This window comes from Bartonella vinsonii subsp. berkhoffii ATCC 51672, assembly GCF_902825225.1.
GTDB classification, from domain to species: Bacteria; Pseudomonadota; Alphaproteobacteria; order Rhizobiales; family Rhizobiaceae; genus Bartonella; species Bartonella berkhoffii.
The window spans coordinates 111838-126132 of sequence record NZ_CADEAK010000002.1; the positions used below are offsets into that span (position 1 = coordinate 111838).

The following is a 14295-nucleotide window of genomic DNA, read 5'->3' on the forward strand; positions in this document are numbered from 1 at the left end:
CACCTTTTCCTGTATAATCTCTTACGCCTCTATCACCCCAGCACCAGCCGCCAGTTGATGAAAAAACTCTTCTACCTTACGATTTTCCTCATCACTTGTCTCCCCTTTTAATGTTGCTCGAACCTGCAAAATCTGCTGTTCCAAAGCATCAAAAGAAAGATGCTCAACAGCAACCACTTTTTCTACCAAAAGTGAACACCCCGAAAAGGTAATATTCGCAACACCTCCACAAACAGCAAACAGCTTTTCCCCTGAAGAGGTGAGAACACAAACACTCCCCAAAACAATGCTTGCTACCAAAGGCGCATGATGTGCCATCACTGTTAGAGCCCCTGATGCTGAAGGAAGAACAACAGAGACCACTTGTTCTGAAAAGACAAGTTTTTCAGGGGACACAAGCTCAAATAAAAAACACTCTACTCTATTGTTTTCCACAGTAACCTCCACGAAGCTCGATACAAAGACCTCTTGTCCTTTCTACAACAAGCATTCGTTACAGACTTCTTCTTAAGAAGAAGCTTCTGCAATGAGACGCTTTCCTTTTTCAATGGCTTCATCAATTGCCCCCACCATATAAAAAGCAGCTTCTGGCAAATCGTCATAGTCACCAGCACAAAGCCCTTTAAAGCCTTTGATTGTCTCTTCTAAAGAAACAAGTTTTCCAGGTGAACCAGTAAAGGCTTCCGCGACATGGAAAGGTTGAGAAAGGAAACGTTCAATTTTACGTGCTCGCCCTACCAGCAGCTTATCATCTTCAGAAAGTTCATCCATTCCAAGAATAGCAATAATATCCTGTAGCGCTCTATAACGTTGTAAAATGGTTTGCACTTGGCAAGCCACCATATAATGCTCTTCACCGACAATCAATGGATCTAACATACGTGAGAAAGAATCGAGCGGATCAACCGCTGGATAGATTCCTTTTTCGGCAATAGAGCGCGAAAGAACTGTTGTTGCATCCAAATGGGCAAAAGACGTTGCGGGGGCGGGATCTGTCAAATCATCTGCTGGAACATAAATAGCCTGCACAGAAGTAATAGAGCCTGTTTTGGTACTGGTAATACGCTCTTGCAAAGCGCCCATATCGGTTGCCAAAGTTGGCTGATATCCCACAGCAGAAGGGATACGTCCCAACAGAGCAGACACTTCAGCACCTGCTTGCGTAAAACGGAAAATATTATCGACGAAGAAAAGGACATCTTGCCCTTCATCACGGAAACTTTCTGCAATAGTCAATCCGGAAAGAGCAACACGTGCACGCGCTCCTGGTGGTTCATTCATTTGCCCATAAACGAGCGCACACTTCGACTCTTCGGTTGACCCATTATTCTCTTTGGGATTCACATTGACGCGGCTTTCGATCATTTCATAATAAAGATCATTTCCCTCACGGGTGCGTTCTCCCACACCAGCAAAAACGGAATAGCCTCCATGTGCTTTAGCAATATTGTTGATAAGCTCCATAATGAGAACGGTTTTGCCAACCCCAGCACCCCCAAATAGGCCGATCTTTCCACCCTTAGAATAAGGTGCTAACAAATCAACGACCTTAATCCCGGTGACAAGAATTTCTGATACGGTTGACTGCTCCACATATTCAGGAGCGTCTTGGTGAATAGAGCGCATTTTCGTTGTTGCAATTGGTCCAACATTATCAACGGGCTCTCCAATCACATTCATAATACGACCAAGCGTTGCTTCTCCAACAGGCACACAAATCTGTGTTCCCGTATCAAAGACCTTTTGCCCACGCGTTAATCCATCTGTGGTATCCATAGCAATTGTGCGCACCGTATTTTCACCCAAATGCTGTGCAACTTCTAAAACCAACCGATTCCCTAAATTGTCTGTTTCCAATGCATTGAGAATATTTGGCAATGCACCTTCGAACTGCACGTCAACAACAGCGCCAATCACCTGTTTAATCTCACCAACAGCGCCTTTTTCACGCACATCTTTAGAACTTGCACGCGTAGCTTTTTGAGAAGAAGCAGATACAGAACCAGAAGTGTCCTTCATGCTCGTTTGAGATTTTGAGGCGGCTTTTTTTACGCCTGAACGAGCAGATGATTTTTTTTCTGTAACTTTTTCTGCTCCCTTGCTTGACGTCACTGCTTTTACCATCAATTCTTACCTTTTCCGTTTAAAGCGCTTCTGCGCCCGCAATAATTTCGATCAACTCTGTCGTGATTTGTGCCTGACGCTGACGATTATAAGCCACCGTCAATTTATTAATCATTTCACCCGCATTACGGGACGCATTATCCATAGCCGTCATCTTTGCGCCCATTTCACCCGCAACATTTTCAAGCAGAGCCCGAAAGATTTGCACAGAAAGATTGCGTGGCACAAGCGTATCCAAAAGAGAAGCAGCATCAGACTCATATTCATAAACAATCGATTGTAGATCTGCGTTTTTATCATTTTTCCTAACAAGCTCTTTTGTCTCAAGAGGCTCTTTTGGAGAAATCATGGGGATCAAGCCAAAAGCGGTGGGACGTTGATTGATCACCGAAACGAACTCAGAGTAAAGCAGCGTACACACATCGAATGCGCCCTCACTGAATAAATCAACAACCCGCTGGCTAATCATCACTGCTTCCGCAAAACCAATACGTTTTACAGAATGCAAATCAATGTGATCAATCATCAACGCTTTGTAATCGCGTGATAAAATATCTGCTCCCTTTTTACCCACAGTCAAAATTTTGACGATTTTACCAGCCGCAAGGAGTGCCTTAATCTTTTCGCGCGCACAACGTGCAATTTGCACATTAAAAGCACCACACAATCCGCGCTCAGCGGTACAGACCACCAAAAGATGCACATCATCTCGACCAGTCCCACGCATAAGAGGGGGCGCATCAATCCCATCAACATCAGCAGCAACATTGGCCAAAATAGCAGCCATCCGCGTAGCATAAGGGCGTGCAGATTCAGCTGCCTCTTGCGCACGGTGCAACCTTGCTGCTGCAACCATTTGCATAGCTTTGGTAATCTTCTGGGTTGCCTTAACCGAGGCGATACGGTCTCTCAGATCCTTCAACGAGGCCATTCAAGCATTCCATCAATTCATTACGAAAAATTCTTCGCATAACTTTTAAGGACAGTAATCAACTTCTCCTTAAGTTCATCGGTTATCTGCTTTTGATCTGCAATTGCCTTCAAAAGATCTTGGTGATCACTCCGGAAGAGAGTCAACAGCCCCTGCTCAAATCGAGAAACATCAGAAACCGCCAAGGAATCAAGATAACCATTCACACCAGCAAAAATAACAACCACCTGTTCTTCCGTTTTGAGTGGAGAAAATTGCGGCTGCTTCAACAATTCTGTCAAACGCGCTCCACGATTTAAAAGACGCTGCGTTGAGGCATCCAAATCGGAACCAAATTGCGCAAAAGCTGCCATTTCGCGATATTGTGCCAATTCACCTTTGATTGAACCAGCAACCTGCTTCATCGCCTTAATCTGTGCAGCAGAACCAACACGCGAGACAGAAAGACCAACATTTACAGCAGGACGAATTCCTTGATAGAACAAATTGGTTTCCAGAAAAATTTGCCCATCGGTAATTGAAATCACATTGGTAGGAATATAAGCAGAAACATCATTTGCCTGTGTTTCAATAACGGGCAACGCCGTCAAAGATCCAGAACCATTTTCCGCATTAAGTTTTGCAGCACGCTCCAAAAGGCGCGAATGGAGATAGAAGACATCACCAGGGTAAGCTTCACGACCAGGCGGACGACGCAGCAAAAGGGACATTTGGCGATAAGCAACCGCCTGTTTGGAAAGATCATCATATCCAATCAAAGCATGTTGACCATTGTCACGGAAATATTCCCCCATTGCACATCCCGCAAGAGGTGCGATAAATTGTAATGGAGCAGGATCAGAAGCGGTAGCCGCGACAATAATGGAATATTCAAGAGCACCACGCTCTTCCAAAACCTTAACAAATTGCGCCACGGTTGAACGTTTTTGACCAATAGCAACATAGATACAATAAACTTTATCTTGGTCTTTTCCAGCACCCTTTTCGTGGAATGGCTTTTGATTTAAAAATGTATCGAGTAAAATCGCGGTTTTTCCCGTTTGCCGATCTCCAATCACCAATTCACGCTGTCCACGCCCAATAGGAATGAGTGCATCAATAGCTTTCAATCCGGTAGACATTGGCTCATGCACTGACTGACGTGGAATAATTCCTGGCGCCTTAACATCTACACGACGACGTTCTGTTTCTTTAAGAGGACCTTTACCGTCTATAGGATTTCCCAATGCATCAACAACACGGCCAAGGAGTGCAGGACCAACAGGAACATCAACAATAGTGCCCAACCGTTTAACGGTATCACCTTCACGAATATCACGATCTGATCCGAAAATCACCACCCCGACATTATCGATTTCTAAATTTAGTGCCATTCCGCGCACACCATTTGAAAAGGAAACCATTTCCCCTGCTTGGACATTATCCAAACCGTAAACGCGGGCGATACCATCTCCTACAGACAAAACCCAACCAATCTCTGAAACTTCAGCCTTTTGGTCAAAGTTTCTGATTTGCTCTTTGAGAATTTTTGAAATTTCAGATGGTCTAATATCCATCAACTGACCTCTTTTTTCAATGCAAGCTTAAGTGAAGATAATTTTGTTGCAAGAGACGTATCAATCTGAGACGACCCCACACGAATGACCAATCCACCAAGAATTGTTGGATCCACAAGGGTATATAGCAAAATTTTTCCCCCAACGACACCTTCCAAAGCCACGCGCAATTCTTGTTCTTGTTGAGAACTCAACGGACGAGCAGAAACAATCTGTACCGAATTTTCTCTACGAAAAAGAGCAACACGGCGTTGAAAAGCATGTAAAATACCAGACAAAGCACCAAGCCGACGGTTTACTACGACAACGCGCAAAAAATCACCAAAAATCTGACCGGCACCCTTATCATCAAACTTCATGCACTCAAAGACAGAACGCATCACTTTAACCTGCTCTTTCACCGAAAAGAATGGACTCTGCACAAAGCGTTTTAAGTCTTCATTTTGATCCAAGACAAGTAAAAAAGATGCCACTACCTTTTCAACCTTTTCAACGACTCCTGCTTCTTGAACACAATCAAAAAGCGCTTGCGCATAGCGTTGATCTACCAATGGCAGCGGTATAAGAGAAAATGAATCCGACACGAAATACCGCCTCTTTCCCTTGAGCGACTCTCTGATAATTATCAGATGAAATAAATCAGACACCCCGAATTTTAAGAATCTTCCCCTTAAAATTCGGGACAAAAAACTTTTCGAGTTCTAGCATACACACAATCGACTCGCAACACTTCAAATCGATGCTTTCTGAAAATTTCTTATAAAACATTCAAAATGTTTTTAAAAACAGTTTTTTAGATATGCAAGTTATCACCACAGTTTTTCTTACGTCTCTTTTTGACATTTCCTGATAGATTTTTCAAGTCTCTATTATCTGTGCTTTACAAATGATCTGACAACAGAAAAAAATGCTGCTTATCAGAAAAGCTCCATTTACGTAAAAACCTCATTACTTCAAAAGAATAAGCAAACAATAATGAATCTCTATTCCCCTTTAAAAAGCAGAAAAAAGATCTTTCATTCTTTCCTTCAAGCATCTTGCAAATCCCCCCATTCTCTTGCCTTATTATATTTGCAGTATTTTCAGAGAAAACTTTGCGGATCAATATCAATCTGCACCCGAACAGAAGAAGGCATTTTAGGAGCATTTGCAAGCATTGCACGAATAAAGCCTTGTACATCAAAACAACGCTGTCCCTGTAGCAAAAGCCGAAAACGATAACGTCCTCGAATCAGCGCCAATGGTGCTTCTGCTGGTCCCATGACAGAGATATTTTTCTCCCGTGGAGCCACTTGGCGCAACACCCGCGCATAATGTTCCGCCGCTTGGCGTTTTTCTGAAGACACAATCAAAGAAGCAAGCCGCCCATAAGGTGGAAGATGATAATGCTGCCGCGCAGCAATTTCATGTGTGTAAAAATCCTCACATTGTTGAGAAAGCAAAGCTTGTATCACGGGATGATCAGGTTGGTAAGTTTGCAATAATCCTACACTTTCTAGCCCTATACGCCCTGCTCTTCCTGTCACCTGAGATAAGAGTTGAAAAGTGCGCTCCGCCGCCCGCAAATCACCATTGGCAAAACCAAGATCAGCATCAATCACTCCAACCAGAGATAACCCAGGAAAATGGTGCCCCTTAGCAACAAGCTGCGTGCCAATAATAATATCCACCTCACCATTGGCAATCGCTTGCAATTCACGCCGTAACTGACCAATCCCACCTTTAAGATCAGTTGAAAGAATCAATAATCGCGCCTGTGGAAAAAGTTTTTGTGTTTCCTCAGCAATTCTTTCCACTCCTGGTCCACAAGCCACGAGATGATCTAAAGTCCCACATTCAGGACACGCGTCTGGAATTGGTTGATGATACCCACAATGATGACATTTAAGCTGCCCTTGTAAACGATGCTCAACCAACCAACTTGAACAATCTGTACACTGAAAACGATGTCCACAAACCCGACACAAAGTTAAAGGTGCATAACCACGTCGATTGAGAAAAAGCAGCGCCTGTTCACCCTTCTCGATAGTTTTTGTCAGAGCCTCTTCAAGAACAGAGGAAATAAAGCGTCCCCTTTGCACACCTCCTTTACGCATATCAACCACCCGTAACTGTGGAAGTGCCGCCGCGTTAAAACGCGATGGCAAATTGACCCGTTGATAACGTCCCCACAAAACATTTGCTTGGCTTTCAATCGATGGGGTTGCTGAAGATAAAATAACAGGAAAATTCTCGAAAGAGCCCCGTGCAACCGCCATATCGCGTGCATGATAAAAAACGCGCTCTTCTTGTTTATAAGCACTATCATGTTCTTCATCCACCACAATTAAGCCAAGCTCTGGAAAGGGGAGAAAAAGTGCCGAACGCGCCCCAGCCACCACCCGCACCTGCCCTTCTGCAACTTGCCGCCATACACGTTCCCGACGCCGCGGCGCTAAATCTGAATGCCACTCCGCTGCAGATGCTCCAAAACGCGCATGAAACCGATCTAAAAATTGTTGTGTTAAAGCAATTTCCGGTAACAAAATCAAAACCTGCTTGCCATTTGTGAGTGCCTGCGCAACCGCCTCAAAATAAACTTCTGTCTTTCCCGATCCAGTAACACCCTCAAGCAGAAAAACTTGAAACTGAGAAGACAAAACCCCCTCTCGCAAAAGTCGTGCTGCCTTACTCTGCTCTCCTTCCAACTGAGGAGAACAAAAATCAGGATTGGGCAACGCCACAAGAGCAGGAGCCGGCACCATAACGTCTTCAAATACCCCAAGCGCTTTCAACCCCTCAACAACAGAAACAGAAGTTCCCGCCGCATGCGCCAGACCAGAACGGGTCCAAATCCCACCATCATGCACCAACTCCAAAACCCGTGACCGTGCTGGTGTGAGACGCTCCACATCTCCTCCACGATACCGCAAACCCAGCATTGGTGCTTCGGGTTCTAAAGCAGCCGGCACACATAAAACCAATCGCGCCACAAGACCGAAAGGTGTCATTGTATAGCGGCTTACAAAACGCAAAAATGCCATCATCTCCGCCTTTAAGGGCGGACAGTCAAAAACATGAAGGACAGAGCGTAATTTTTTACGCGCCACAACTGTAGCTTTTTCCCCATCTTGTGTGATCTGCTCTTCAACATCCACCACAAAACCACAAACTTGGCGCCCCATTACCTGAACACGAACAAAACAACCAACTTCACACTCCAGTAAAGGAGGAACTTCATAACTATAAGCCTGAGAAACAGGAAGAGGCACCAAAACCGAAACAATCTTTTTCTCTGTCACATCCTCTGTCGCCTTTGATCTCATCTTTATCTTTTGTACCAACAACAGGCCCTTTATACAAACAATGCTTCTACAGTCTATTTTAACGGCATCTCTTTTAAAGCCCCGCTTCTTCTAAAATCATTATGAAAAAGCCTTTACGTGCTTTATCATTGCATCCCTCTCAACAACAGCCAGCAAGTAAGGATTCCTTCATCATACCCCTCAAACAAAAAAGAACGCCTTTCTCCCATAACAGATAGAACTCTATCATTATAAGCATTTCATAAGAACACCGTAAGTGCTAACAACCAAACAAAATGCCTCACACATTGTGTGCTTTCTCCATTCCCCCATTTTTGCCCTCTTTATATTTCAACTTATCATAGAATAACACACATCCTCCCTCTTGCTTTTGCGATAAACAAGAGCGCATAACTAAAAAGAGAGAAAAACATCAGAAGCTTTGAAGTATAAAGCGCAAAAACAAGGAGGCTGAATATGAAATTTTTTGTGGATAGTGCGGATATTGAAGAAATCCGAGAATTACAAAATTTAAGCCTCGTTGATGGTATTACCACCAATCCCTCTCTTATTCTCAAATCGGGACGCAATATTCTTGAAGTTACAAAAGAAATTTGTGCGCTTGTCGATGGCCCTGTTTCGGTCGAAGTTACAGCAACTCAATTTGAAAGCATGATGAAAGAAGCAGCTGTTTTAGCAAAAATTGCTGATAATATTTGCATCAAGCTTCCCCTAACGCTCGATGGATTAAAAGCCTGTAAAGCCCTTACAAAAGAGGGATTAAAAACAAATCTCACACTTTGTTTTTCCGCCAATCAAGCTCTCTTAGCCGCCAAAGCAGGTGCAACATTTGTTTCACCTTTTGTTGGCAGAATTGACGATTGCGGAATGGATGGCATTGAACTGCTTCATGAAATTTGTACAATCTATAACAACTACGGTTTTGCAACACAAATTTTGGCCGCCTCCATCCGCACCGTGAATCATGTCAAAGAAGCAGCCTTAAGTGGTGCGGATATTGCAACCGTTCCACCAAAAGTCTTAAAAGCGCTGGTCCAACATCCCTTAACCGATAAAGGTTTACAAATCTTTCTAGAAGATTGGAAAAAAACCGGACAAAATATCGCTTAATGATGTGAAAGATCTTTTGAAAGCAGCAGAAGAATCTCTTCAGCTAATTCTTCTGCCACACGTTTTTGCGCATCTTCCTCTGCTTGCAGGGTTGCATATTCTTGGCGAAGCCGTTCAAAAGATGCACTCATGCTTACCGTGCTTTCGGCAATCACAATATTTTTCATATTTTGCAAAACATAGGAAACCTTCCCCATCACGGTTCCAACAGAAGGGCGCCCTTCTCTTTTCCTATCGCGATCCATCTCTATTTGTACAGAATTTCGTGTAAATGTAGACGTTTGCAATGCCAATTGATAAGCCGGAGCAGAAGGTTTCCGCCCATTTCCATAAAGAAGAAACAGCAAATGATTGCGCACCATTTGACCAAAACGATCTGAAGGTTCTGCAACAACAATGGAAGCAAGCTTTTGGGAAAGACTCAAAGCTTTTGGTTTTGCAGACGAATGCTCAAAAACAGAATCCACAGAACTTATTGTCGTCGAAATCTGTGTTTCCTGATGATAAAGCGGCTCCACTATGCACCCACACAAAAGCATGAGAAAACCAACCAAACCCACAAAAATAAATTTTCTAAACAACGACATTTACAATCCTTTTTGGAACAATAATCATTTTTTTTACTGATTTTTCAACCAGATGCCCTTGGACAAAATCAAGAGCTAACACAGCTTCTTTAATCACCGCTTCACTTGCTGTTGCTGCCACAATCACCTCACCACGTTTTTTACCATTAATCTGTACCGGCAAACTATAGCATTCTTCAACGGTTAAGGCAGGATCATAAACAGGCCAAGGAAGCTCAGAAATCAAGGCTTTCCCTCCTAAAACAGCATGACATTCTTCCGCTAAATGGGGCATGATAGGCGCAATCAATGCAAGAAAAAAGTCCATCGCTTGACGCAAAGCCGCCTTCATTTCATCTTCAACACCTTCCACTTTATTTAATAACGGAGCCATAATATTCAAGAACTCATAAAGGCGTGCAATGGCGCGATTAAAGGCAAATTTTTCCAAATCATCCTCCACAGTGCAAACTGTGCGATGTGCAACTTTTGAGAGCTCCAAAGCTGCTCCCTGATGCCCTGCACATGGTGCAACTTCTCTTAACACTGGAGCACTCAAAGCCACACAGCGCCAAACACGTTGCACAAAGCGATGCGCTCCTTCAACACCAGCTTCTGTCCAGATAACATCCCGCTCAGGAGGAGAATCCGACAACACAAACCAGCGTACAGTATCGGCTCCATAGGAGGCGATAATATCATCAGGATCAACGACATTCTTTTTTGACTTTGACATTTTTTCAATCAAACCAATTGTCACTTCGCTTTGATCAGACAATTTGTAAGCTTGACGTTTTCCATCCTTTTCAACAATGGAAATCTCTTCTGGTGAAACCCAACCTTGATCATCCCGATAGGTTTCATGAACCACCATTCCTTGGGTAAAAAGCCCCTTAAACGGCTCATCCACCGTCACATACCCCACCATTTTCATAGCACGCATAAAAAAGCGCGCATAAAGAAGATGTAAAATTGCATGTTCAATTCCGCCAATATATTGTTGTACAGGCAACCATTCAGTTGTTGCATTTTTATCGACCGGTTCTTGTGCAAAAGGCGCGATAAAACGTGCATAATACCAAGAAGAATCAACAAATGTATCCATAGTATCGGTTTCACGTCTAGCCTGTTTCCCACAAACAGGACAAACAACAGCTTGCCACGCTTTATGGCGATCAAGAGGATTGCCCGGCTGATCAAAAGTCACATCCTCAGGCAATACAACGGGTAAATCGGAGCGCGGTACCGGAACTACTCCACAAGCATCACAATGAATTATCGGAATCGGACATCCCCAATAACGCTGCCGCGAAATTCCCCAATCCCGCAATCGAAATTGCACTGTTTTTTGCCCTTGCGGTTGACCATAAAGCACTTGCTCCTCAAGCTTTTTCGCTGCGGCTTCAAAAGCTTGCTGCCGTGTCAAACCATTCAAAAAATCTGAATTGATCATCACACCATCGCCTGTATAAGCCGTTTTTTCAACCACAAAATCTTCTGGATTCATCCCCTTTGGCAAAACCACGGGCTGCACAGGGAGATTATATTTACGAGCAAAGTCTAAATCTCTCTGATCATGGGCAGGACACCCAAAAACAGCTCCTGTCCCATAGTCCATAAGCACAAAATTGGCGATATAGACAGGAATATGCACCCTTGGATCAAAGGGATGAACCGCCAAAAGGGGTGCCAGGAAACCTTGTTTTTCTGCTGTTTCAAGTGCTGCGGTTGTCGCCCCACCACACCGACACTCTTCAATAAAAGTGCTAAGCGCTATATCCTTTTGTGCAAGAGCTTGCGCAATGGGATGATCAACAGAGAGCGCCAAAAAAGAAGCGCCAAAAAGTGTGTCAGGACGTGTTGAATAACAGACAACCTCTTTCAATGTCTCACAAGCCTCATAGGCACATTCTGTTGACTTTAAAGCCCAACGAATGAGTAAGCCTTGTGACTTCCCAATCCAATTTTTTTGCATAGTGCGGACTTTTTCCGGCCACTGTTCAAGCTTCTCAAGTCCAGCCAAAAGATCTTCACTAAAATCACTAATTTTAAAAAACCACTGCGTCAATTCACGCTGTTCAACTAACGCGCCAGAACGCCATCCCCGCCCATCAACAACCTGCTCATTTGCCAACACGGTCCGATCAACAGGGTCCCAATTGATCTTAGCAACTTTACGCGTCACCAATCCCTTTTGATAGAAATCAAGAAACAACATTTGTTGGCGGTGGTAATAATCCACATCACAAGTAGCAAACTCGCGCGACCAATCCAATGAAAGCCCTAATTGCTTTAATTGCCCACGCATCACAGCAATATTTTGATAAGTCCAAGTTTTGGGATGAATTTTATTGTGCAGTGCAGCATTTTCTGCCGGCATACCAAAAGCATCCCACCCCATGGGGTGAAGCACATTAAATCCCTTTGCACGTTTATAGCGCGCAACAACATCCCCCATGGCATAATTACGCACATGCCCCATGTGAATACGTCCAGAAGGATAAGGAAACATCTCTAAAACATAATATTTTTCACGGCTATCTTTTTGAACGGTTTGGAAAACCTTTTTTTCATCCCAAATCGCTTGCCATTTTTGTTCGCGTGCACGTGGATTATAGCGTTCGCTTAAATGAGAACGTTCAATTGTCATTGTCATTATACTCTTTATAAAATTGAACTAAAAAACTTGTTTTTATGCTTCACCATGGATTAACTCCATCGTCAATATTTTCAACCAATATTTTATTAAGTATCTTACAAAGCTCTGATAAGCAATTACTATAAAGAATTATCTCGTCTCTCAATAAAAACAGAAAGAATACAACTTATGAACACAGAACAGCATCCCTCCATTGAAGCGTGGAAAAATCTTCAAAAAGACATTGCTGAAACATGTGAAGACTATAACCGCTCCATAGAAAACATCCAACTTATCGCTGTTTCAAAAACTGTCCCAGCAGACAACATATTTCCCCTTTTGCAAGCAGGACAGCGTCTTTTTGCAGAAAACCGCGTACAAGAAGCTGCTGAAAAATGGCCCTACCTGCGTCAACAATTTGAAAAAATTGAACTCCACCTCATCGGTCCTTTGCAATCCAATAAAACAGCAGAAGCTGTTAAAATCTTTGATGTCATTCAAACAGTTGACCGCGAAAAAATAGCCAAGAGCTTAGCTGAAGAAATGCAAAAACAAAACAAACACCTCCCCTGCTATGTTCAGGTCAATATTGGCTTAGAACCGCAAAAAAGTGGACTTGCACCGCAAGAAGTGGTCCCTTTTGTTGCCCAGTGCAAAAATCATTACGGACTAGATATTATCGGTCTTATGGCAATTCCACCTGTACAAGAAAACCCCGGTCCCTATTTTGCACTGCTAGCAAAACTAGCAAAAAAAGCCGGTCTCCCAAAGCTTTCAATGGGCATGTCCAATGACTTTAAAACAGCTCTTCAATTTGGCTCTAATATTCTTCGTATTGGCTCTGCTTTGTTTGGAAACCGCCCAGTCTAACCGCTTTACCCATAACAATACTGCAAAAAAGAATCCTTTTGTCATAAGAGAAGGATAAAAATGCATTGCACATGAAGGGAAAAAACTGTGAGATAAACAATCAATGGCAAAAAACATTGCGTGCAGTTATTGCGAAGCTACCCGTTTAAAAAAAATTGCATTTGCGGGATTCCTCACTGCACTTCCCCTCGTTTAGATACAATAAGCCAAGCACAACAATGTTATTGAAGATGATTTCAACACATTGATAATACTAAATAACACATATTGATATATTCAACGTGAATCAGTTAGATAAGTGAGGTGTAAATTAAAGGTAGAAAAAAATAATTATCAAAAAATCTTTATTTAATAAAAGCCTATTAATTATCACACTTTTAACAACGTATCTTATATCTGCTTCAAAAGGATATGCTAATTCGAATGAATTATTCTGTTCAAAAGCAATTACAGAACGAGAGAATGCATTTCGCATCCAACTTCTTAATGAAAACGAATGGTGGGAAAAAAGATTTAATAAAATCATAATGATAGAAGAGATATATTTCTTGGATAAAACTTCGCAGTTATCAAAGCCACTGTTTGAAAAACATGTAAAAATGATAAAAAAATGGCACAACATGCTTCGAAAACGAACAAGTGAACTATGCTCTATCCACTAGTATAGCACGAAAAATAGCTGCAATAGAAGAATTAAATGAAGCAAAACAATCTAAAATCATGTAAAGGTATCATACATTCTCAAAAACATTCCCAAAATTTAAGAGTATATAGATACACATAAGAGAGAACTTGAAAAACTAGACCATGAAATTAAAATATTATATGATGTTATCATTAATTTTTATCAATAATTACACACTGTTATGAAAGTGCTTTTGAAGTGCATTAAGAATAACCCGCAACAAACTCACAAGATGCGGTAGCATTTTATCTTCTATAATAAGATATTCTATTGTGGCGTAAAGATTATACTGTCTATAGAGGCATTGTGCTTCTTTTATTTGCCGCTTGTATATTTAAAAACTGCTCTGTAGCGAATTCTATCCATTTGTCTCTTGCCTTATCATCAATCGATGAAGACATTTCATCATTAAGCGCTGTCAAATGATAACAGAGCAAAGCGCTCCAATTAGAATAGCCGTTGCTCTTTCAAAATTGGTTATGTACGCAGCATTATGATTTAATATCTGTA

At 42.3% G+C, this 14295-nt stretch carries 10 protein-coding genes and 1 pseudogene; 2 read left to right on the top strand and 9 right to left on the bottom strand.

What is annotated here, in order from left to right:
- Positions 1-21 precede the first annotated feature (21 nt).
- The 6 genes from J7R10_RS01470 to J7R10_RS01495 form a co-directional block, all read right to left on the bottom strand.
- Positions 22-435: a F0F1 ATP synthase subunit delta/epsilon gene (locus J7R10_RS01470; protein WP_010705818.1), complete on the bottom strand. Its 414-nt coding sequence runs from the start codon at positions 433-435 to the stop codon at positions 22-24.
- Positions 436-507: 72 nt separating this feature from the next.
- Positions 508-2124, bottom strand: a complete 1617-nt coding sequence (atpD, locus tag J7R10_RS01475; protein ID WP_010705819.1) for a F0F1 ATP synthase subunit beta — start codon at positions 2122-2124, stop codon at positions 508-510.
- A gap of 19 nt (positions 2125-2143) precedes the next feature.
- Entirely contained in the window at positions 2144-3055 is a 912-nt protein-coding gene (locus tag J7R10_RS01480; protein ID WP_010705820.1) for a F0F1 ATP synthase subunit gamma, read from the bottom strand.
- A gap of 20 nt (positions 3056-3075) precedes the next feature.
- Positions 3076-4611: a F0F1 ATP synthase subunit alpha gene (gene atpA, locus J7R10_RS01485; RefSeq protein WP_010705821.1), complete on the bottom strand. Its 1536-nt coding sequence runs from the start codon at positions 4609-4611 to the stop codon at positions 3076-3078.
- Positions 4611-5195 (bottom strand): ATP synthase F1 subunit delta, encoded by a 585-nt coding sequence (gene atpH / locus J7R10_RS01490; protein WP_010705822.1) that lies wholly within the window; start codon positions 5193-5195, stop codon positions 4611-4613. Before atpH ends, atpA begins: the two co-directional genes overlap by 1 nt.
- 498 nt (positions 5196-5693) lie before the next feature.
- Positions 5694-7916 (bottom strand): primosomal protein N', encoded by a 2223-nt coding sequence (locus J7R10_RS01495; protein ID WP_010705823.1) that lies wholly within the window; start codon positions 7914-7916, stop codon positions 5694-5696.
- Between the two features lie 456 nt (positions 7917-8372).
- Here J7R10_RS01495 and fsa point away from each other — a divergent pair, with 456 nt between their 5' ends.
- A complete protein-coding gene (gene fsa / locus J7R10_RS01500; RefSeq protein ID WP_010705824.1) occupies positions 8373-9026 on the top strand; it encodes a fructose-6-phosphate aldolase in 654 nt (217 codons plus the stop codon).
- Here fsa and lptE read toward each other — a convergent pair.
- Together lptE and leuS are read right to left on the bottom strand one after the other, a co-directional pair.
- The gene (gene lptE, locus J7R10_RS01505) at positions 9023-9613 is read right to left on the bottom strand and encodes an LPS assembly lipoprotein LptE (protein WP_010705825.1); all 591 of its coding nucleotides are present in this window, start codon (positions 9611-9613) and stop codon (positions 9023-9025) included. The two genes, fsa and lptE, sit on opposite strands and share 4 nt — an antisense overlap.
- A complete protein-coding gene (gene leuS / locus J7R10_RS01510) occupies positions 9600-12242 on the bottom strand; it encodes a leucine--tRNA ligase (protein ID WP_010705826.1) in 2643 nt (880 codons plus the stop codon). Before leuS ends, lptE begins: the two co-directional genes overlap by 14 nt.
- 177 nt (positions 12243-12419) lie before the next feature.
- On the opposite strand from leuS, the gene J7R10_RS01515 reads away from it, so the two are divergent.
- A complete protein-coding gene (locus J7R10_RS01515; RefSeq protein ID WP_010705827.1) occupies positions 12420-13100 on the top strand; it encodes a YggS family pyridoxal phosphate-dependent enzyme in 681 nt (226 codons plus the stop codon).
- Between the two features lie 854 nt (positions 13101-13954).
- On the opposite strand, the pseudogene J7R10_RS09780 reads toward J7R10_RS01515, so the two are convergent.
- Positions 13955-14201, bottom strand: a pseudogene (locus J7R10_RS09780) (hypothetical protein); the annotation flags it as partial.
- Between the last annotated feature and the right edge of the window lie 94 nt (positions 14202-14295).

What these genes read in the sequence shown, in the direction of transcription:
- J7R10_RS01480 (WP_010705820.1), bottom strand. Translation starts at nt 3,055, where the DNA reads ATGGCCTCGTTGAAGGATCTGAGAGACCGTATCGCCTCGGTTAAGGCA.
- J7R10_RS01495 (WP_010705823.1), bottom strand. Translation starts at nt 7,916, where the DNA reads ATGAGATCAAAGGCGACAGAGGATGTGACAGAGAAAAAGATTGTTTCG.
- atpA (WP_010705821.1), bottom strand. Translation starts at nt 4,611, where the DNA reads ATGGATATTAGACCATCTGAAATTTCAAAAATTCTCAAAGAGCAAATC.
- lptE (WP_010705825.1), bottom strand. Translation starts at nt 9,613, where the DNA reads ATGTCGTTGTTTAGAAAATTTATTTTTGTGGGTTTGGTTGGTTTTCTC.
- J7R10_RS01515 (WP_010705827.1), top strand. Translation starts at nt 12,420, where the DNA reads ATGAACACAGAACAGCATCCCTCCATTGAAGCGTGGAAAAATCTTCAA.
- atpD (WP_010705819.1), bottom strand. Translation starts at nt 2,124, where the DNA reads ATGGTAAAAGCAGTGACGTCAAGCAAGGGAGCAGAAAAAGTTACAGAA.
- leuS (WP_010705826.1), bottom strand. Translation starts at nt 12,242, where the DNA reads ATGACAATTGAACGTTCTCATTTAAGCGAACGCTATAATCCACGTGCA.
- fsa (WP_010705824.1), top strand. Translation starts at nt 8,373, where the DNA reads ATGAAATTTTTTGTGGATAGTGCGGATATTGAAGAAATCCGAGAATTA.